The sequence below is a fragment of the Bradyrhizobium sp. 192 genome, assembly GCF_023100965.1.
GTDB lineage: Bacteria > Pseudomonadota > Alphaproteobacteria > Rhizobiales > Xanthobacteraceae > Bradyrhizobium > Bradyrhizobium symbiodeficiens.
The window spans coordinates 6,952,751-6,972,892 of sequence record NZ_CP064690.1 but is presented as its reverse complement, the minus strand read 5'-3'; the positions used below and the strand labels follow the sequence as shown (position 1 = coordinate 6,972,892).

General features: G+C 66.0%; 18 protein-coding genes and 1 pseudogene. 11 read left to right on the top strand and 8 right to left on the bottom strand.

Annotated features, from left to right (window positions below):
- Positions 1-66 precede the first annotated feature (66 nt).
- From IVB24_RS32625 to IVB24_RS32615, 3 genes and pseudogenes are all read right to left on the bottom strand, one after another.
- Positions 67-1,635, bottom strand: a complete 1,569-nt coding sequence (locus IVB24_RS32625; protein ID WP_247770470.1) for a DUF4403 family protein — start codon at positions 1,633-1,635, stop codon at positions 67-69.
- 139 nt (positions 1,636-1,774) lie between these two features.
- Positions 1,775-2,413, bottom strand: a complete 639-nt coding sequence (locus IVB24_RS32620; RefSeq protein WP_247770469.1) for a PQQ-binding-like beta-propeller repeat protein — start codon at positions 2,411-2,413, stop codon at positions 1,775-1,777.
- 29 nt (positions 2,414-2,442) lie between these two features.
- Positions 2,443-3,662 (bottom strand): annotated as a pseudogene (locus tag IVB24_RS32615) (helix-turn-helix domain-containing protein).
- Positions 3,663-3,752: 90 nt separating this feature from the next.
- Between IVB24_RS32615 and IVB24_RS32610 the strand changes: the two are divergent.
- Together IVB24_RS32610 and IVB24_RS32605 are read left to right on the top strand one after the other, a co-directional pair.
- On the top strand, positions 3,753-4,547 hold the full coding sequence (locus tag IVB24_RS32610) for a thioredoxin family protein (RefSeq protein WP_247770468.1): 795 nt from the start codon (positions 3,753-3,755) through the stop codon (positions 4,545-4,547).
- Complete coding sequence (locus IVB24_RS32605; RefSeq protein ID WP_247770467.1) at positions 4,540-4,797, top strand: hypothetical protein; 258 nt, start codon at positions 4,540-4,542, stop codon at positions 4,795-4,797. The genes IVB24_RS32610 and IVB24_RS32605 overlap by 8 nt, the downstream gene beginning before the upstream one ends.
- Positions 4,798-5,011: 214 nt before the next feature.
- Here the strand turns inward: IVB24_RS32605 and IVB24_RS32600 are convergent, their stop codons facing one another.
- Positions 5,012-5,431 (bottom strand): c-type cytochrome, encoded by a 420-nt coding sequence (locus tag IVB24_RS32600; RefSeq protein ID WP_247770466.1) that lies wholly within the window; start codon positions 5,429-5,431, stop codon positions 5,012-5,014.
- A 115-nt stretch (positions 5,432-5,546) separates the two neighbouring features.
- Positions 5,547-6,263, bottom strand: a complete 717-nt coding sequence (locus tag IVB24_RS32595; protein WP_140480904.1) for a L,D-transpeptidase — start codon at positions 6,261-6,263, stop codon at positions 5,547-5,549.
- A gap of 274 nt (positions 6,264-6,537) precedes the next feature.
- Between IVB24_RS32595 and IVB24_RS32590 the strand changes: the two genes are divergently transcribed.
- From IVB24_RS32590 to IVB24_RS32580, 3 genes are all read left to right on the top strand, one after another.
- Positions 6,538-7,590, top strand: coding sequence for a glycosyltransferase family 1 protein (locus IVB24_RS32590; protein ID WP_247770465.1), 1,053 nt, complete (start codon positions 6,538-6,540; stop codon positions 7,588-7,590).
- Between the two features lie 35 nt (positions 7,591-7,625).
- Positions 7,626-8,315: a methyltransferase domain-containing protein gene (locus IVB24_RS32585; protein ID WP_166468359.1), complete on the top strand. Its 690-nt coding sequence runs from the start codon at positions 7,626-7,628 to the stop codon at positions 8,313-8,315.
- Between the two features lie 124 nt (positions 8,316-8,439).
- Positions 8,440-9,099: a hypothetical protein gene (locus IVB24_RS32580; RefSeq protein ID WP_094977309.1), complete on the top strand. Its 660-nt coding sequence runs from the start codon at positions 8,440-8,442 to the stop codon at positions 9,097-9,099.
- 146 nt (positions 9,100-9,245) lie between these two features.
- Here the strand turns inward: IVB24_RS32580 and IVB24_RS32575 are convergent, their stop codons facing one another.
- Positions 9,246-10,910: an aminotransferase class III-fold pyridoxal phosphate-dependent enzyme gene (locus IVB24_RS32575; RefSeq protein WP_247770464.1), complete on the bottom strand. Its 1,665-nt coding sequence runs from the start codon at positions 10,908-10,910 to the stop codon at positions 9,246-9,248.
- A 35-nt stretch (positions 10,911-10,945) separates the two neighbouring features.
- Here IVB24_RS32575 and asd point away from each other — a divergent pair, with 35 nt between their 5' ends.
- Both asd and IVB24_RS32565 read left to right on the top strand, forming a co-directional pair.
- Positions 10,946-11,809, top strand: coding sequence for an archaetidylserine decarboxylase (gene asd / locus IVB24_RS32570; protein WP_247770463.1), 864 nt, complete (start codon positions 10,946-10,948; stop codon positions 11,807-11,809).
- Between the two features lie 67 nt (positions 11,810-11,876).
- On the top strand, positions 11,877-12,446 hold the full coding sequence (locus IVB24_RS32565; protein ID WP_247770462.1) for an NUDIX hydrolase: 570 nt from the start codon (positions 11,877-11,879) through the stop codon (positions 12,444-12,446).
- 210 nt (positions 12,447-12,656) lie between these two features.
- Here IVB24_RS32565 and IVB24_RS32560 read toward each other — a convergent pair whose 3' ends face one another.
- On the bottom strand, positions 12,657-14,123 hold the full coding sequence (locus IVB24_RS32560; RefSeq protein ID WP_247774222.1) for a FecR domain-containing protein: 1,467 nt from the start codon (positions 14,121-14,123) through the stop codon (positions 12,657-12,659).
- Positions 14,124-14,381: 258 nt separating this feature from the next.
- Positions 14,382-15,158 (bottom strand): DUF2147 domain-containing protein, encoded by a 777-nt coding sequence (locus IVB24_RS32555; protein ID WP_247770461.1) that lies wholly within the window; start codon positions 15,156-15,158, stop codon positions 14,382-14,384.
- Positions 15,159-15,358: 200 nt separating this feature from the next.
- On the opposite strand from IVB24_RS32555, the gene IVB24_RS32550 reads away from it, so the two are divergent.
- The 4 genes from IVB24_RS32550 (at position 15,359) to IVB24_RS32535 (ending at position 20,119) form a co-directional block, all read left to right on the top strand.
- Positions 15,359-16,228 carry a DUF2147 domain-containing protein gene (locus tag IVB24_RS32550; protein ID WP_247770460.1) on the top strand — a complete coding sequence of 290 codons (870 nt, stop codon included), beginning with the start codon at positions 15,359-15,361 and terminating at the stop codon, positions 16,226-16,228.
- A 325-nt stretch (positions 16,229-16,553) separates the two neighbouring features.
- Entirely contained in the window at positions 16,554-17,741 is a 1,188-nt protein-coding gene (locus tag IVB24_RS32545) for an extensin family protein (protein WP_247770459.1), read from the top strand.
- A 243-nt stretch (positions 17,742-17,984) separates the two neighbouring features.
- Positions 17,985-19,283 carry a M20 family metallopeptidase gene (locus IVB24_RS32540; protein WP_247770458.1) on the top strand — a complete coding sequence of 433 codons (1,299 nt, stop codon included), beginning with the start codon at positions 17,985-17,987 and terminating at the stop codon, positions 19,281-19,283.
- Positions 19,280-20,119, top strand: a complete 840-nt coding sequence (locus IVB24_RS32535) for an ABC transporter permease subunit (protein WP_247770457.1) — start codon at positions 19,280-19,282, stop codon at positions 20,117-20,119. Before IVB24_RS32540 ends, IVB24_RS32535 begins: the two co-directional genes overlap by 4 nt.
- The last annotated feature ends 23 nt before the right edge of the window (positions 20,120-20,142 follow it).

Genomic DNA, 20,142 nt, shown 5'->3' with positions numbered 1-20,142 from the left:
AAGGCGGGCGTCTCGAAGGATGGCAGCAGGGAAAGGCTCTCGATACGATAGCAAGGCGAAGGCGCGCTACATCCCCGATAGCTTGCTCACAAACACATTCAGCGAGCCGCCGGCTTCCGCGACCACGCGCAGCGTCTTGGAATCGAAGGCGATGTCGGCCAGCGTCAGGCTGTCGATTTTGGCGTCGACCTTGACGCCGTCCTCGCTTTTCTGGAAGTCGGCGATGACGCCGGCGATCTTCTCGCGCGCGTTGGCGGCGATCGGCTTCAGGTCGAGCGTGGCCCTCTGCAGCAGTGCCTGCTGCATCTGCGGCACCACCGCGCGCGCGGCCGCGCCGAGCAGTCCGAAGGCCGCTTCGGACTCGACCGCGAGCTGGATGTCGGTGAGCCGCAGCGTCTGCTGCGCCTGGTCGAGCACCGGCCGGCCCCAGATGTGCACGGTCGCCTCGGCGCCGAGACCGAGCCAGCTCTTCTTTTCCTTGGCGCGCACCAGCAGCGAGATCAGCAGGCGCTCGCCCGACGGGACCACGTTGACACTCTTGACGGTGACGTCGACCGGGCCGGAGCCGTCCTCGGGATAGGTGCGGCCGACCATCTGCGCGGCGATCAACTTGTTGATCTCGGTGAACGGCACGTCGATGGGCACGCCGATGTTCACGCCGGTGCCGGTCGGCGGCACGATCGAGATCTTGTCGGGGAATGGGCAGTCCGGCTTGGTCTGCGTCGACGTCACGCGCGTCTCCGCTTCCAGGCCCATCAGCAGCGTCACGGCCTGGGCATCGACCCGCGGCTGCGCGGCGATGGCGCGGACCGGCTTCATCTCCAGCCAGAGCGGCGGCAGTGCGGCCGAGGCGCCCGAGCCCTGCAGCGGGATCGAGCGGCAGGCCTTGGCCCATTGCAGCTTCGCGTTCTCGCGCAAGCCCGGATCGTTGCGGATGCGCTCGGAGACGATGTTGATCTGCTCGCCGACATTCTTGTCGATTAGCGGCTTCACCTGTGCCGGCACGTTGACCTTGGCGCCGGCGACGTTGAGGTTGGTGTCGCCGAGATTGACCTGGGCGCCGAGATTGGGCTCGAGATGCCAGTTGGCCGCGAGCTTCGGGCGCGAGGTGACGATGACGTTGCCCCTGATCTCGGCGCTGGCGTTCAAATTCTTGATGTTGACGGCGCCGATCCGTTTCGCCGCGTCTCCGCCGAGCACGCTGCCGAGCGCGTCGCCGAGCGCACCGGTGGCTTTCGACGACAGCGAGCCCGTCACGTTCAGCTTGCCGTTGAGCGGCGTCGAGATCGTCAGCACGTCCTTGTCGCCGACAGCCGCCATCGGTCCGCGCACGGCGGTCCAGCCGATGTCGGCGTTCTCCAGGATCTGCGAGATCGGGTTGTCGGCCTTCCCCGCGAAATTGCGCGGCGCGGCCTTCTCGGCCTGGTCGCGGATCGCCGACAGCGCGATGGCGACCGGCGCGATCACGATCGAGCTCTTCGACGCCGGCGGCAACGGCGGCAGTTGCGCCACCGGCGGCGCGGAATTCGTCGCGCGCGGCGACAGCCAGTCCATCGCCTTCAGGCTGATGAAGAACGACGCCGCGAGCACCGCGACGCCGATCATGATGGTCTTCACATTCAACGTCAGTCGCATCGATCCCCCAGGCCGCCCCGGCAGGGATTCTACAGGGCAGGCGAGGAGGGCGCTAGAGCGCACCGATGGGGTGGAATTGGGGCGAATGGGTTAACGGCAGCGACCGATCGTTGCTGCGCATTCAGACCATCGCCGCGGGCTAGCCGCGCCGGGGGCGGCGGACCGCCCTCACATTGCCGTTCGCACCGCCGCCGCAGAAGAAGCGGTCGCCGCCGTCGGACTCCAGCCCTGACACCATGGTTCCGGCAGGCAGGTCGAGCTGCTCGAGCACCTTGCCCGTGTCAGGGTCGATCCGCCTGATATCGCTGTCCTCGCCTTCCCAGGTGCCGTGCCAGAGTTCGCCGTCGACCCAGGTCACCCCGGTCACGAAGCGCTTGCTCTCGATGGTGCGAAGGACCTGCCCCGTATCCGGATCGACCTGGTGGATCTTGCGCTCGCGATATTGCCCGACCCACAGCGAGCCTTCGGCCCAGGCCAATCCGGAATCTCCACCGCCGCCCGGCGCCGGAATGCTGGTGAGCACCTTGCCTGAGGCGGCGTCGATCTTCTGGATGCGATCCTCGGCGATCTGGAACAGGTGCCGGCCGTCGAACGCCGTTCCCGCATGGGCTGCGACATCGAGGGAGCGCGCGACCTTGCCGCTCTCCGGATCGACCGCATTCAATTTGTCGCCGGATGCGAACCAGACATGGGTGCCGTCATAGGTGACGCCATGCACGGCTTCGACGCCGGCAAAAGGTCCGTACTCCCTGACGATCTCGGCGGGTGAACGCTTCATGTGCTCGCTCCCTGTGATGTGCTGCTACCTTACGTCTTCAGGAGCGGTCCCGGGAGTAACAAGCCTGTCGGGAAACCCGGGACGGGCGGCATCATCCAGCGCCGCGCCCGCCCATGTCCGAACGACTGCACCTTGTTCGATCGCGCCAGCTCGTCGAGCGCCCGCTGCACCGTGCGCGCGCTGGTCCCGAGCGCCAGCGCGAGCGCCGAGCTCGACCACGGCTCGCGTCGGAGAGGAAGGCGAGGACAGCCGCGTGTTTCTCCTCGACGGGCCGCGCCAGCACCAGGACCTGCCGCGTCTTGCGCGGTGTCAGCGCAAAACCCTGTTTCGTCGCGGCCACATCGGCGAATGGCTTAAGCTTGGCGCGGAGCCGGCCGATCTCCACCCGCAGGCGGGCGCGGTGCGATTCATCGACGTGTCTCGCCCGAAACGCCCCTGCCATCAGCGCCTCGCGCGTGACGTCCGCGGGCCAGGCCTGCGCCAGGATGCGGGCGAGCGCGAACAGCACCGGGCGGGTCCCGAGCGATACGATCGTGCCCCGCCTGCGCACCGAATGATGGAAGGTGTCCACGACGAGTGCGTCCGAGGCCGCGAGCTCTTCGACCTGCTCCAGCAGCAACGGACGTTCGTTGCCACGCGTGATCAGGCGCGCTGCGGGCGTATCGAGCACGCGGTTCGTGCTCTCGACCTCGGCTGTGAGCCCAGGGATGCCTGCCAGGCTCGCTGCGCGAGCCGCCCGGGCGAGCGCCGCGCGCGCGTCTTTGGTTCTGAGCCGCCGTATTGCGATGCCGGCGACCACGAGCTCGCGGACGACCTGCGGGGCAGGCGGCAGCGGGGAGGGGCCGAGCTCGGCGAGGATACGCTCGGCTTCGTCGAGCCGTCCCACGAGAAGGAGGCGGCGTGCCTCGATGTGGCCTGCATGCGTGGCATTGGCGACATCGCCGTGCTTTTCGAGCGTCGCCCGTGCCGCCGCGAGCATTTTCGCAGGCCGGCCCAGATCGCGCGAGACCAGCGCAATCTCGGCTTCGGCCACCACGCATCTCGCGCGCGCCACCGCCTCGCGCGGACCGAACGCGCGTGCGGCGCTTCGCAGAAGCGTCTTCGCCTTTGCGAGGTCGCCAAGCTGCGCCATCGCGATGCCGCGCAGCGCCAGCGACGGCGCGTCGTTGCGCAACGCAACGCGGTTCAGCGCGCCGAGCGGATCGCCGGCCTCCAGCGCACGCGCTGCGGCATTGATCAGCGACTCCATGTCAATCCCGCCACACTTGTTACTCCCACCGCGCAACCGCTTGGTGCCAGAAATCGTTGGCAGGACGTCGAGCAAGAGGTTTGGAGAGCCATGATGACATCAATAGACAACGCAGGGACGAACGGACAGACCGCCATGCAAACGCCGCCGGTGGTGTCGCCGCAGGACTGGGAGGCCGCCCGTCAGCAACTGCTCGTGAAGGAAAAGGCGCATACCCGTGCCCGCGACGCCCTGGCCGCCGAGCGCCGGCGCATGCCGTGGATGGAAGTTGCCAAAACCTATGCGTTCGAGGGGCCCGGCGGCAAGGTCAGCCTCGTCGATCTGTTCCAGGGCCGGCGGCAGCTGATCGTCTACCGTGCCTTCTTCGAGCCCGGCGTGTTCGGCTGGCCCGATCACGCCTGCCGCGGCTGCTCCATGGTGGCCGACCAGGTCGCCCATGTCGCGCATCTGAATGCCCGCGACACCACGCTGGTGTTCGCCTCGCGGGCGCCCCAGGCCGACATCATCAGGCTGAAGAAGCGGATGGGCTGGATCATGCCATGGGTCACCGTCACCGACAGCTTCGATGCCGATTTCGGCGTCGACGAATGGCATGGCACCAACGTGTTCTACCACGACGGGACGCGCATCTTTCGCACCTATTTCGTCAAGAGCCGCGGCGACGAGCAGATGGGCGGCACCTGGAACTATCTCGATATCACCCCGCTCGGCCGCCAGGAGGTCTGGGAGGATTCGCCGAAGGGCTATCCGCAGACGCCGACCTATAAATGGTGGAACTGGCACGACAGCTATACGGAAGGTGCTGGGCCCGACAAGAAATGGGTCGAGATCTCCGATGCCGGCGAGAAAGCCTTTCGCGAGGAGGCCGCAGAAGGGCGTGACTAGTCCCGTCGGCGCAAGTGCCGGCGCCGGCCGCGACGGCGTGGTGGCCGCGCGCCGTCTCGCCCGATGGCTTGGTCTGGCCGCCACGCCGACCTTTGCGATGATGGCGCTGCTGACGGCCGTGCTCGGCGAGGGCCCGGCAGACATGCTCTGCGGCGCCGCGCACGGCTCTCTGCTCGGCGGCATGGTGCCGATGTATCTGCTGATGAGCGCGTTTCATTCAGCAGCGTGGCTGAGGCTGATCTCCGAGTAGCTGCCGTCCGATTGAACGCCCCATCCTTCGAGACGACCGCTTCGCGGTCTCCTCAGGATGAGGCTAACTGGCAGCTGCAACTTGGTGCAAGTGCTTCCGACTGACCGGCTGCCACACGCTCCGCCCTCATCCTGAGGGGCCCGCCGCAGGCGGGTTTCTCGAAGGATGCGCTGCGATTTCGCATGCAGGCCTTACACGCAGCGCTGCCGCGATCCTATTGGCCGCCCGCCGCCTGCAGATACGCCACCACCTTCGTCGCCTCCTCCGCCGAGATGCCGCCATAGGGCTGCATCTTGTTGCCCGACACCACCTCGTCGGGCTTGACCATGAAGCGCGTGAGCTTGTCCTGGTCCCAGACGAAACCGGCATCCTTCATCGCAGACGAATAATTGTAGTCCGGCAGCGAGCCGGCCTTGCGTCCCAGGATCTTGTTGAGATTGGGGCCAAGGCGGTTGTCGCCTTCCTTCACGGAATGGCAGGTGCGGCAGGAATTGTTGAAGGCCTGGTGGGCTGCCTCGTCGCCCGCAGGCTGCTGCGCGAGCGAGGAGGGAGTGGAGAGAAGCAGTGTCACCGCTCCGGCGGCCGCGATCGTGCGCAGCCATGAACTTCGTGGCGTCTGCAGGTGTGATTGCATCTGCGCCTCTATCGGAGTTCGCGCCGCAACACGCGAGCGCGCCGGGATGTCGAGGGGCAAACGGAAACGGCCCCGGTGGGTTCCGGGGCCGTTTGCGTCACAATGTCCTGTCGGTTCAGCGCGTCGCGGTTCTGAGCTCGGCTCTCCGTTCCGTCATCGGCAGCACGATCACCTTGGTGCCGACGTTGACGCGGGAATAGAGGTCGGAAACGTCCTCATTGGTCAGGCGGATGCAGCCCGAGGAAACGCGCTTGCCGATGGTGTCGGGGGCGTTGGTGCCGTGGATGCGGTAGATGGTGCCGCCGAGATACATGGCGCGGGCGCCGAGCGGATTGCCGGGGCCGCCGGCCATGTGGCGCGGCAGATAGGGCTGGCGGGCGATCATTTCCGGCGGCGGCGTCCAGGCCGGCCACTCGGCCTTGCGGGTCACCGACTGGGTGCCCGACCAGGTGAAGCCATCGCGGCCGACGCCGATGCCGTAGCGCAGCGCCTGGCCGTTGCCGAGCACGTAATAGAGATAGGTGTTGGGCGTGTCGATGATGATGGTGCCCGGCGCCTCGCGCGTCGCGTAGGCGACGGTCTGGCGGCGGAAGCGCGCCGGCATCTCCACTGCGTCCTGATCGTCGGACGGCTCGGTCTGATAGGTCGGCGCCTGGTAGGGCTGATAGGGCTGGACCGGCTGCGGCGCGGCGAACGGCGGCAGCGGCTGGAAGAAGGGGAAGAGCTGCACTGGCGCGGCCTTGGCTGCACCTGCGAATGCGATTGCGGAGACCGCAACTGCGCCAAAAGCAACGGCGCGCGAAAAAATCCTGAACGTGTCCAGATTGAACATGTGATCGCCCCTGTTTGCTCGGTGGTCTCTGCCACCGCGGCACCATTGCGGTGCTCCGTTGCCTGGATCACTAACGGCAAAACGTTTCGGGACATTTGCGCGGAAAACCGAAAACGGTTTCGTCGCTGAAAGGATTGTTTCATGACAGTTTCGTGGCCGCAGGCTCCCGTTAACGAACAAAACGGTGGGCCGACACTTCTGTGACGTCACACGCTTGAAATATCCTTCGTTGATGGTCGGAAACCGAGAATCATCAAACTCTCGGGATTTCCCCATGCGGGTATTAATCGCGACTGACGCCTGGCATCCCCAGGTTAACGGTGTGGTCCGCACCCTGACCTCCCTGGCAAATGCCGCCAAGGCCCTCGATGTCGAGATCGACTTCCTGACGCCGGACGGCTTTCCGTCCTGGCCGCTGCCGACCTATCCGAGCCTGCGCATCGCGCTGCCGAGCGGAAAGGAGATCGCGCGGCGGATCGAGAAGGCCGCGCCGGACGCGCTCCACATCGCGACCGAAGGCCCGATCGGCTGGGCGGCGCGGGCCTATTGCCGCCGCAACCGGCTCGCCTTCACCACCTCCTATACGACGCGTTTTCCCGAATATGTCGCGGTGCGGACCGGCATCCCCGCCGCCGTCGGCTATGCCGTGCTGCGGCACTTCCACGATGCCGCCGCGATGACCATGGTGGCGACGCCCTCGCTGCGGCAGGAGCTCTCCGAGCGCGGCTTCAAGCGGCTCGGCTTCTGGACGCGCGGCGTCAACACCGAGCTGTTTCATCCCGATAGCCCGGCAAAGCTCGATCTGCCCGGACCGATCTTCATGACCATGGGCCGGGTCGCGGTCGAGAAGAATCTCGAAGCGTTTCTTTCGCTCGATCTGCCCGGCACCAAGGTCGTCGTCGGCGATGGCCCGCAAAAGGCCGCGCTCGAGAAGAAATACCCGCAGGTGGTGTTCCTCGGCGAGAAGAAGGGCGCGGATCTCACTGCGCATCTCGCCGCCGCCGACGTGTTCGTGTTTCCGAGCCTGACCGATACGTTCGGCGTGGTACAGCTGGAGGCGCTGGCCTGCGGCACGCCGGTCGCGGCGTTTCCCGTGACGGGGCCCAAGGACGTGATCGCCGGTCATCCGATCGGCGCGATCGACCACGATCTGCGGTCCGCGTGCCTGCGCGCGCTCACCATGTCGCGCGAGACCTGCCGCAATTTCGCGCTTGAGCGCTCCTGGGAAAACAGCGCGCGCCAGTTCGTCGGCAACCTCACGTCACTTCAGCCCAGCCGCGTCCTGCGCGCCTCGCCTCGGATGGCGCGGCGGCCGGTGCGCGGCTGATCCCAAACGTCTGACCCACAGCGAGAACCCCATCGATGGCTAAGATCATGAACCTTGACGGCACCCAGCAGCTCGATCTCACCCGTGGCACGGTCGAGCAGGCTTACGATCGCTGGGCGCCCGTCTACGATCTCGTGTTCGGCGGCGTGTTCGCCAAGGGCCGGCAGGCTGCGATCGCGGCCACCAACAAGATCGGCGGCCGCGTGCTCGAGGTCGGCGTCGGCACCGGCATCTCGCTGCCGCTCTATGCGCCCAACCTGCGCATCTTCGGTACCGACATCTCGGAAGCGATGCTGGACAAGGCGCGCCAGCGCGTCGCCGAGGGCAAGCTGAAGAACGTCGAAGGCCTCGCGGTGATGGACGCCGAGAAGCTCGAATTCCCCGACAACGCCTTCGACGTCGTGATGGCGCAATATGTCGTCACCGCCGTGCCGAATCCGGAAGTCGCGCTCGACGAATTCGCCCGCGTGCTGCGTCCGGGCGGCGAGCTGATCATCCTCACCCGCGTCAGCGCGGATGCCGGCATGCGCCGCTTCATCGAGCAGAAGCTGCAGCCGGTGGTGCGCCCGCTCGGCTTCCGCACCGCCGAGTTCGCCTGGTCGCGCTATGCCAAATGGCTGGCCGGCGCCCATGGGATAGAGCTCGCCGAGCGCCGCCTGATTCCGCCGCTCGGCCATTTCTCGCTGGTGCGCTTCCGCAAGGTCGACGTCGCGAAAGCGGCATGAGCTGAAGCTCGCGCCTCGCGTGCGTCATCGCGCCGCTGCACATCGTCACATGACAAAATGATGATGTCACACGGCCTACATCGAATCCCTGTAATCCCGTACCCGAAAGCATTTGGGGGAGAGCATGATCAAGAACTATCTCGAGCAGCTGCGGATCCAGCGCTGGGACGACCATCGCTACTATCACCACAGCCGCATCAATCAGAGCCTGCACTTCATCAGCGCGCTGAGCTTTCTCTTCGCCTATGTCTGGCTGTTCATCGATCCCGTCGTTTCCGCGCTGGTCGGATGGCTGGTCTCGATGACCTCGCGCCAGGCCGGTCATTTCTTCTTCGAGCCGCACGGCTACGACCACGTCAACCAGGCCACCCACGAGCACAAGGAAGAGATCAAGGTCGGCTACAACCTTCAGCGCAAGGTGGTGCTGATGGCGATCTGGGCGGCTTCGCCGCTGGTGCTGTTCGCCGATCCCACGCTGTTCGGCCTGTTCACCCCCTGGGCGACCGCGACCGACTTCATGCGGCAGGTTGCCAAGATCTGGCTCGTGGTCGGCGGCGGCGGTCTGCTGTTCCGCACCGTGCACCTGTTCTTCATCCGCGACGTCGAGACCGGCCTCGTCTGGATGACCAAGATCCTGACCGACCCCTTCCACGATCTGATGCTCTATCGCAGCGCGCCGCTCGCTTTGATGCGCGGCGAGCTGATGGACCCCGGCCTGCACCTCAACCCCGAGCACACGCTGGGTCTCATCGGCGAACCCACGCTCGAAGAGCAGCACGCCTGAGCGCGCTGCGTACACAAGACATTCCGATGTCTGATGGTTGCGTCATGCCCGGCCTCGTGCCGGGCATCCACGTCTTGGGCCTTTCGCGCAGAGACGCATGGATGGCCGGGACAAGCCCGGCCATGACGGCGTCGAGGGAATTGACGTCAGCGCCCAAAACGCTTGGCGAGCATCTCTTTCAGGATCTGTCGCTTGATGTCCTTGTTGGTGAGCACGCCGTCGTGCCACCAGAAGCCGTCGGCCTTCATCTTCTTCGCGGCGCGGACGAAACGTTCGGCGACCTCGCTGAAATCGGCGTCGGTGTAGTTGAGGCTGAAGATCAGCCGTCCCGTGCCGACCCAGCTCAGCGCCAAGCCCTCGGCGCGCAGGTAATATTGCAGCATCCAGTTGTAGCGGGACGGTGTGGTGTATTTCACCGTCCAGATCGACGAGAAGTTTGCGAACCGCACCGGCAGGCCGGCGTCGGTCATCATCTGGTTGAGCCTCTCGGCGCGGCCGTTCCAGGTTTCCTCCAGCCCGTCATAGACAGCGCGGAAATTCGGGCTTGCGAGCCGGCTCAAAAACTCGTCCATCGCCGTCATGACGTAGGGGTGCGAGTTGAAGGTGCCGCGGGCAAAGCAGATGTCGGCGGGACGATCGTCGCGGAAGCGGCGCATCAATTCCTTTTTGCCGCAGACGACGCCGATCGGCAGGCCGCCGGCGAGGCTCTTGCCGTAGGTCACCATATCGGCCTTGACGCCGAAATATTCCTGGGCGCCGCCGGCAGCGAGACGGAAGCCGACGAAGACTTCGTCGAAGATCAGGACGATGCCGCGCTCGGTGCAAACGTCGCGCAGCCTCGCGAGCCATTCGGTGTAGGCCGCGCGATCGAAATTGCCGCCGCGGGACGAGTCAACCAGCGAGGAATCGCCGGGCGCGTTGCCGTTCGGATGCAGGCCTTGCAGCGGGTTGACCAGCACGCAGGCGATGTCGCGGCGGGTGCGCAGCACGTGCAGCGTCTTCTCCGACATTTCGGCGAGAGTGTAGGTCTCGTTCGCGGCAATCGGATTGCCGACGCCGGGCTGCACGTCGCCCCACCAGCCGTGATAGGCGCCGGCGAAACGAACCAGATGGGTCCGCTTGGTGTGGTAGCGCGCGAGCCGCGCCGCCTGCATCACGGCCTCTGTGCCGGACATGTGGAAGGAGACTTCGTCGAGGCCGGAGATCCGGCAGAGCCGCTGCACGTTCTCGAGGATGACGGGATGATAGGGGCCGAGCACGGGACCCAGCGCATGCGCGCGCTTCTCCGCGCCCTCGATGCACTCCTTGTAGAAGTCGTTGCCGAAGATGTTGACGCCGTAGGACCCGGTGAGATCGTACGACGTGTTGCCGTCGACATCGGTGACGGTGACGCCGCTCGAGAAGTCCACGAAGGTCGAGGTGCCCAGATGCTCGCGGACCAGACGCGAGAACTGGAACGGTACGCGGTAGGTTTCGGTGAAGTGCAGGTCGGAGATCTTCTCCGCCGCGTCCTTCGTCATCGCGCGGCCCTTGGGGTAGCGCTCGGCGTAAAGCCTGGCGAGGCGGAAGAAGGCGTCCTTGCGCTGCGCCACCACGTCATCAGGCGCGCCGTCGCAGCTGAAATACTTGTCGCCTTCGAACTCGTAGAACGGCAGCAGCTTTGCCACCCGCCGCGACATCTTGGAGTGCCCGGCGAGCGAGCGGTGCTTGGCGCGGGACAGTTCGACCCGCGCCTTGATCTTCGGGAAGACGGCGGCAGCAGACGCTGCGGCGGCCACGGACATCGAGAGAATCGGGAGTGTCGTTTCCATGACAACAAGCGCTAATACTGCGAGCTGACAGATTCATGACAGTCAAAGCCATCATCGCCTCTTTCACCCAGCAGGAAGACCTCAACTTCCTGTTGACCAACCGCATCCCCCGCGCGGCCCTGACCCGCTTCATGGGCTGGTTCTCCAAGATCGAGAATCCGCTGGTGCGGGACGGCTCGATCGCGCTGTGGAAGCTGTTCTCCGACCTCGATCTGTCGGAGGCGCGGAAAGATCATTTCACGAGCCTGCACGATTGCTTCACCCGGGAGCTCAAGCCGGGCCTGCGTCCCTTTGATCCGGATCCGTCCGTTGTCGCCAGTCCGTCGGACGGCATCGTCGGCGCGCATGGCCGGATCGCCGACACCGAACTGTTTCAAGTCAAGGGCGCGCCCTATTCGCTGCTCGACCTGCTCGGCGATTCCGCGCTGGTCGACCAGCACCGCAACGGCTCCTTCGTCACGCTGCGGCTGACCTCGAGCATGTATCACCGCTTCCATGCGCCGTTTGAGGCGCATATCGAGCGGGTCACGCTAATCCATGGCGATGTCTGGAACGTCAACCCGATCGCGCTGAAGCGGGTCGAACGTCTGTTCTGCAAGAACGAGCGCGCAGTGATCCGGACGCATCTTTCGACCGGCGAAGCCGTGACGCTGGTGCCGGTCGCCGCGATCCTGGTCGCGAGCATCCGCTTGCACTTCCTCGACATGGTGCTGAACGCGCAGTCCCGCGGACCGGTCAATTTCCCCTGCGACGTCAACGTGACCAAGGGCGAGGAGCTCGGCTGGTTCGAGCACGGCTCGACTATCATCATCCTCGCGCCCGGCGATTTCACCTTCTGCGACGGCCTCGCCGAGGGCACGCGCATTCGCGCCGGTCAAGGGCTGTTGAGGAGAAGATAGCCTTCAATCCGCCGTCCCCGCCGCCTATATCCTTGGCGGGGACGATGGATCGACACGGATTTTGGTGATGGCGCGGGCGCCGGTCATGGCGGCGGGTGGTATTGTGCTGCGGCGTGGTGCGCCGCCGCTAATCGCGGTCGTGCGCCAGCGCAAGCGCAACGAATGGGTTTTGCCCAAGGGCAAGCTCGACGACGGCGAGACGCCGAAGCAGGCCGCGCACCGCGAGGTGCTGGAGGAAACCGGGCATGACATCGCCATCCATGAATTCCTGGGCACGCTGGTCTACCAGTCGGGCGGGCGTTTCAAAGTCGTGCATTTCTGGCGCATGGAAGCTGAGGGCGGTCCGGTTCGCAAGCTGATGAACGACATCAAGGCGGTCGACTGGCTGACGCTCGACGACGCGCTTGCGCGTCTGTCGCGCGAATATGAGCGCGCCTTCCTGACCCAGATCGGCCCGATCGCGCTTGCAGCAGCAGGGCTGGCGTCGTCCCCCGCGCCCGAGCCGACGTCGACGCTCGCGGCCGACGATATCGACGCAACGCTGCAGACTTTGACGCCGGCCGAAGCCGCCTCCGTCGACGAGCTGCGGCATGGTCTGCTGCAGAAGGTGAAGGCCTGGCTGCGCGGCGAGGCGTGAGTTCGAGCGCGCTGCTCTCGGGTGGAAGAGCATCCGCGAGCTCATGCGGTTAGGTGAGCGTCAATTCCCTCCAAATCGTCATTGCCAGCGCAGCGACTTGTCCGCCGAGGCCTTAGTCGAAGGCGGAATCAATCCAGGATTCCTCCGCGAAAAGTTTATGGATTGCTTCGGCAATGACAGAGGAGAGAACAGCGGCGAGGGGCGGCACCATCACCGCCGCTCCTTCTCCTTCGGTGGCGGCGCCGGCTTGCGCGGCGCTGCGGGGCGTGGTGCGGCGGGGGGGCGCTGCTGGAAGCCGCCTGGTCGCTGCACGCCCGGCTGTTGAGCCACGGGCGGTTGGCCCGGCTGCATGCCGGTGCGCGGCAGCTGCGGCTGCGGACGAGTTCCGCCCGGCTGTGGCGGCACGACTCCTCCGGGCTGAATCTGCCCACCACGCTGCGGCTGTGTTTGCGGCGTGCCGTTTGGCGGTGTGCCCTGTCCTTCGCGCGGTGCACCCGGACGTCCGGCGCCTTGCTGCTGGCCGCGCTGCGGCTGGCCTTGTTGATGTTGTCCTCGCGGCTGTTGCCTCTCGCCCGCACGCGGTGTGCCCGGCTGCACCGCGCCGCTTTGTCCTTGTTGTCCCTGGCCCTGCCGTTGCGGAGGCTGGGCGCCTTGGCGGCCCGGCGTGCCCGGCTGCTGCTGACCCGGACGGATGTTCTGGCCCGGCTCGCCGTTCGGCCGCTGCAGCTGCTGGCCGGGTGCGGTCGCCGGCCGCAATTGCTGTTGCTGCGGCGGCTGGGCCGGCCGCGGAATGCGGCTGAGCGCGGTCGGATTGGCGCGGCGGAAGTCGCGCTGCTCGGTGACGATCTGGCGGCCCGTGGTCTGCGCCAGGTGGACCTGGCCGACGAAGCCGCGGTCGCGCGCGATCTGCTGCGCGGGAATCGTGATCGGCACGGCGGCGAAGCGCATGATTCCGGCAGTGGCCGCGCCGGGCCGGATCGCAAAGCCGCTCGCGCCTTGCGTCAGCGCGCCGAGCCGCGTGCCGCTGCTGCGGTCGTCGACGTCGATGTGGCCGACGCGGCCGTCGGCATCGGGATAGAGCTTGATGTTGACGTTGCGCGCGCTGCTCGCCGCCGCGCCTTCAGGCACGTCGACGACGCCGGTGGTGCCGCGGATGCCGAGCGTCGCGGTCGGCGTCGTGATCTTCATGTCGCCGGTCTTGGCCACGGCAGCCGCGACGAAGGCGACCGTGCCCTTGCCGACGTCGAAGATCGCCGAGTTCTGCTTGCCGCCGTCCTCGTAGACGTAATTGTCGATGGTGATCTTCGAGCTGGCGGAGAGATTGAACGTGGTGGCGTCGTCGAAGGTGATGCCGAGCGAGGAGTTCGACGAGGTCTGCACCACGTCGTTGAGATAGATGTCGTCGCGCACGCGCAGCGGATAGGAATTCTTGTCACGGATCACGGTCGCGATCCCCGTGACGGTCGCAACGTTGCCGATCGGCTCGACGGCGGCGGTTTGTGCGTCCGTGGCCGGCGTCGGCGAGGTCGAGGGCGTCGGGGAGGGGGAGGGAGCCGGCTGAGCTTGTGGCTGCGTCTGCGCGAGCTCAATTGTCTCGGATGCGCAAGCCACGCTGCCGCCTGCCAGCGGCAAAGCCGGCAGCATGAGCGCGAACACGAAGCGGCGCCAGGCCAGCATTGATGTCACGAAGAAGTCCCGGTGAGAACGCGAGGCGAGATCGGCCGATTTCAGCCGGGGAGACCTGAATGGCGGATGAACATTAGTCGTACGGGAGCGGCGAACGATCAATGGGTGCGCGATGCTAACAAGGGACTAGCTGTCTTCACATCGTCATGGCCGGGCTTGACCCGGCCATCCACGTCTTGACGTACGATCTTTAGAACGTGGATGCCCGGGACAAGCCCGGGCATGACGAATATTTGTGCGCTCAGCGCCTCAGCTCACGCGCTTCCAGGTCTGACCGCCGCAGAACATGCCGCCGAAGGCGCAGCCCTGCACGCGCATCGCATTCGGGCCCTTCATCGCGATGGTCGAGTCGTAATTGCGGCCGGAGTCGGGATCGTGGATGCGGCCGCTCCACTTCGAGCCCTCGGGCTTCATGTTGATCAGGATGCGCACATTGGTCTTCTCGGCGTAGCCGCAGAGATTGGCGCCGCACTGCTCGACGCGAACGTTGCCCTTGTTCTCTTCGGTTGCCCAGATACCGATCGGCGTGTTGGCAACCACCACAGGCGCAGCGGCCACAGGGGCCGGAGCGGGCGCCGGAGCAACTGCGACCGGCGCGGGTGCGGGAGCAGGAGCCGCGACGGGCGCGGGCTGCGTATTGGCGTCGAAGCCGACCGACGGCGCGGCGGCAACCGTCGTGGCCGGAGCGGCGGGAGCCGTGCCTGTGGGCGCGGCCGGCGCGGTCGCCTGCACTGGCACCTGCTGAACCGGAGCCGGCGCGGGCTGCGCAGTCGTCGTGCCTGACGTGGTGTCGTCATCGTCCTTGGAGCCGCCCAGGCCTTTCAGGTTGATGTTGTTCAGCTTGATCGGCTGGTCCGACAGGCCCGGTGCAACGATGGTCACGCAGTTGAGCGAGGCGCAGTTGCGCGGCGTCTCGATGCGGATGTGCTGGCCTTCGATCTGGAACGAGATCGTGTTGCCGCCGGCGTTGGCGGCGGCGGTCGATGCCAGAAAGAGCGCGGTGGCGGCGATGGTGAGCTTGTTCATGACAACCTCCGAAAATGGCGTGGTCCCGATATGGACTGGTGTCGCCGGTGGATGAAACGTGGTTCGACCCTACGCCGGGGCGGCCGGGCGTTCTGTGATGGGGGTCACAACGGTGGCACGCGGTCTGGGTGAGGCAGCGCACATTCAGCCCCTCTGCATCCCGCGTAATCTGGTCGCGACACAGAGGGGAGGGGTCGACGATGCGGCTTTTGATTTCGCTTGGCATGGCGATCGCCTTGACGGCGAGCGCGCCCGCAGCCCAGGCCGGCTCCTACTCCTTCTCGATCGGCGGTCACCGGTTCCGTGTCGACGCACCGCGCAATTGTAGGTCCAGTTCCTGTGTTTCAATGTCCGGTCGCAGCCTGCGGATGACGGGAGATGTCGGCACGGCCCCGCCGCCTGCGCCCGCACCGGTCGTGCAGGCGCCGCAGCCGGTCGCTCCGATCATCCCGGTCAGGCCGGTGCAAGCGACTGCCGCCGCTCCGCCACCTGTCCCCGTCCTTGCCGCCACGACTTCGCAGCCCGTTTTGCCTCCGCCGGCGCCGAAACTCGAGGCGTCAAGGATTGAGCCGCTGAGCCCCGATCCGCCGCGGGTTGATTTGCAGCGCGTCGATACGTCGAAGATTGTTACGCTCGATCCGCCGCGGATGGAGCCGCCTGTCGCTGCTCCGAAGCCCGAGATCAAGCAGGGCACGACCATCGCACAGCGCAGCGACGAGGAGCCGGCTTATTCGCCGCTCGGCGAATGGGAGAGCACAGGTGCCAAGGGCACCGTTCGCATCGAACGCTGTGGCCCTGCGCTTTGCGGTTTCGCGCTCACCGAAGCCTCCGACCGGGGTGAGAGTGTGCTCGTCAACATGAAGCCGAAGACGCACGACGTCTGGACTGGCAGCATCTACAGCCGCTCCAGCGGCAGCACCTATTACGGCAGGATGATGTTGACGTCTTCCGGCAAGCTCCGTGTGGAAGCCTGTGCGATCGGCCGCTTCTGGTGTTCCGGCAACGACTGGACGCGGGTCGAGGAGCAGTTGGCCACGACCTCGCGCCAATGGAATGGAGCGCGGTCGTAGCTCCGCGCAGGCCGTGGCGGGATTTGGCCGATCGTCGTCGCTAGATCATGCCGAGCACGATGGCGCCGACAAAGGCCATGGCGAGATACGCGGTGGCAACGCTCAGTCTCCCGGCGAACGTCATGACGTTGCTCCTGGGGTCTCTCCGCCACGCGCGCCGCTTTGCGCGCGAGCCTCATGGTTAACAGAGAGTCTATGTCCGAAACAGTCAGCCCTGCTGTCGCTCGGTGGCGGCAGGTTCGGGCGCGCGCGAGGCCTTATGGTTAAAGAACCCTGAAATCAACGCGTTGAAGAGTCTTTAAGTAAATTCACCGAACGTGCGTGCATGACGCGCGGAGTTCGTTTGTATCTCGTCGGCTCCATCGTCCTTGTTTCGCTAGCGGGTTGCGGACGCGGCTTCTTCCAGGCCGAACGCGAACCGTGGCGGGCCGAGGCCGAAGCCGCTTGCCTGAAATCGGGCGCGGTGAAAGAGGGGCCGGACCTCGTTCGCATCGACCCGATCTCCGGGCCAGGCATGTGCGGCGCCGAGTTTCCGCTCAAGGTCGCCGCCATCGGCGAGGCCTCGAGCAGCTACGGCTTTGCCGACGAAGAGCTGCGTCCGCCGGGCAGCATCGGCGGCCAACCGCGCTGGCCGGTGACACAGCCGCGGTCGAATTATCCGGCATCGTCCTCTCCGCAACGGTCGAACTATCCTGAAGCCGCGGTGCGCCAGCCCGCCGGCTATGGTGCATCGTCCGGGCCGATGTCGCTGAACGCGCCCGGCGTGGCGGCGCAGGAGGACGAGATCGATCTGCCGTCCGATGGCACCGATGCCGCGGGCGCTGCGCGCTACATGAATTCGCCGAGCTATCCGGCACGGCCGGCGCCCTACTCGCAGGCGCCTGCGCAGCAGCCGCCGCCGCGCCTCGGTCCGGCGCAGGGCAACCCCGTCACCGCCGTCGGTCCGGTCGCGATCAAGCCGACCGCGACACTCGCCTGTCCGATCGTGTCCGAACTCGACCGCTGGCTCGCCGACACGGTGCAGCCGTCTGCGATGCGCTGGTTCGGCGTCCGCGTCGCCGAGATCAAGCAGATCTCCGCCTATTCATGCCGGGGCATGAACGGCAATCCGCATTCACACATCTCCGAGCACGCCTTCGGCAACGCGCTCGACATTGCCGCATTCGTACTCGCCGACGGCCGCCGCGTCACCGTGAAGGACGGCTGGCGGGGCATGCCGGAGGAGCAGGGATTCTTGCGTGACGTGCAGTCGGGCGCCTGCGCGCATTTCACCACCGTGCTCGCGCCGGGATCGAACGTCTATCACTACGATCACATCCACGTCGATCTGATGCGCCGCGCCAGCCGCCGCCTGATCTGCCAGCCCGCCGCCGTCTCGGGCGAAGAGGTCGCCTCGCGCGCGCAGTCGCGTCGCCCCTATGCCAATGCGGGCGATCAGTCCGTCACCGGTTCGCTCGGTGCGCGCAAGAGCGCGACGCGCAAGCACCAGGAAGACGACTACGCCGACGATTAGGTGCCTTCGCCGGATCTGGACCGGCCGCCCACCCGCTGAGACCGGTCTGTTCAAGCAGCGCTGTGTGTTCGGCAAAGCGTAGTTGGCGCGCAAAAATTTGCGCGGTCGTGATTTTCAGTCAAGTCATTGAATAGTTATCGCTATTCGCGCCCCGCCGGGCTTTTCCCGTGGTTGGCACATTCGCTGCAATGAGGTGCTGCAACGAAGCGGCGCTGCCGGCGCTGTGAGCCCACGGAACCCGTCATGCAGATGCCCGTCACCCCGCCGTACTCCGATCTCGAGCAGCGCGTGCTCTCGCGTATCACGGAGGAGCGTTGGCTTGAACTGGCATCGGAGCTGATCCGCACCGGCCAGCCGCGCTCCGGCAATCCGCTCGATCCCGACCTGCCGCCGGCGGAGGAAGAGGCGATCTCAATGCTGGTCGCGGGCAAGCTCGAAGCCCTCGGCATGGAGGTCACCAAGCACAGTGCGCAGCCGCACCGGCCGAACGTGCTCGGCGTGCTCCGGGGGCAGGAGGGCGCGCCGTCGCTGATCCTCAACGATCACCTCGACACCTATCCGGTGGCCGAGCCCGAGAAATGGCACATGACGGATTTCGATCCTTTCAAGGCCACGCGCCACGGCGATCTGCTCTACGCGCGCGGGACCTCCGACACCCGCGGCAACCTTGCAGCATCGCTGCTCGCGGTGCAGGCGCTGATGGAGGAAGGGGTGAGGTTCAAGGGCACTTTGATGTGCTGCTACACCGTCGACGAGGAGCGCAACGGCACCGAGGGCTCGATCTACATGCTGAACAAGGTCGGCCTCACTGCCGACTACGAGATCACCGCCGAGCCGACTGCTTGGGGCGACGTCAGCAAGGATTGGGGCATGAACCTCTCGGTGGCCAATTCAGGTCACTGCCTGGTCGAGGTCACGGTCGAGGGCATCAAGTCGCATATCTGGCGCCCCGACATCAGCGTCAACGCCATCATGGAGGCGGCGAAGCTCCTGCCGAAGCTGAAGGAGATGGCTTTCACGCACGTGCCCAGCAAGTTCATGGGACACACGCCGCCCTGCTGCTCGGTGGTGCGTATCCGCGGCGGCCTGCCCGGCGAGATGCAGTTCTCACCCGATGCCTGCACGATCACGCTCGCGGTGGTCGGCATCGTGCCCGGCATGACGCTTGGAAGCGTGATCTCCGACATCGAGCGTCTAGGGCAGGAGACATTCGCTGGCGTCAACGACGTCAAGGTCGGGGTGCGCCAGGTGCCCGGCTCGCTGTTCGTCAACGCGACCGAACCGGTGCCGGTCGAGGAAGAGCCTTGCCGCTCCCTGCGCGCGGTCTATCGGCGCCTGATGGGCCGCGAACCCGGCGTCAACCGCAAGAACGCGTTCAACGACACGATCCGCTTTCGTGAGGCCGGCATCAACGCAGTGACGTTCGGGCCCGGCGAGGACGGCTGGGCCGTCGACAACGAGAATATCTCGATCACCAAGTCGGTGATGGCGACGCGGATCTACGCGCTGACCATCATGCAGATCCTGGGCGTGCGTGCATGAGCGTCGAGGCAAGCCACATGGCCATTCCGATCTCGGCAGATCGCACGCGGCGCGGCAATCTGCGGCTGAGGGTCCCGAAGGTCTCGCGATCGGTCCTGCTCTCGATGCTCACGATTGCCGTGCTGTTGGCTTGCTGGGCGATTGTCACGGAGATGAGCTGGGCCAACGAGTTGTTCCTGCCGAAGCCGCAGGCGGTCTGGGCCGCGTTCATCAAGACGATGACGAAGGGCTACCAGGGCGCGACGCTGCTCCAGCATCTCGGCGCCAGCCTGTATCGCATCCTCACGGCTTTCGCGCTGGCCTGCCTCGTCGGCATTCCGCTCGGCGTCCTCATGGGCGTGTCGCGCAACGCCCGCGCGCTGCTCAATCCGCTGATCGAATTCTACCGGCCGCTGCCGCCGCTCGGACTCTATACATTGCTCGTGATGTGGCTCGGCATCGGCGAGAGCTCGAAGCTGTCGCTGCTGTTCCTTGCCGGCTTGCCGGGTATCGTCATCTCGACGATCCAGGCCGTGACGAGCGTCGATCCCGTCTACGTGCGTGCCGCACAGTCACTCGGCGCGACCCGGCGCCATCTGCTGTTCCACGTCTATCTGCCAGCCGCAGGGCCCTTGATCCTGGCCGGCATGCGCATCTCGCTCGGTTTCACCTACACCGTTCTGGTCGCTGCCGAGATCGTCGCGGCATCAGCCGGCATCGGCTGGATGATCTGGGATGCTGCAAAGTTCCTGCTGTCCGACGTCGTGATCATGGGCCTGATCGTGCTTGGCCTCACCGGCGTCGTGCTCGATCTCATCATGCGCGGGATCGCGAAACTGTTGATGCCATGGGCCTGAAATTCATTTCTGATCGAGGGAGA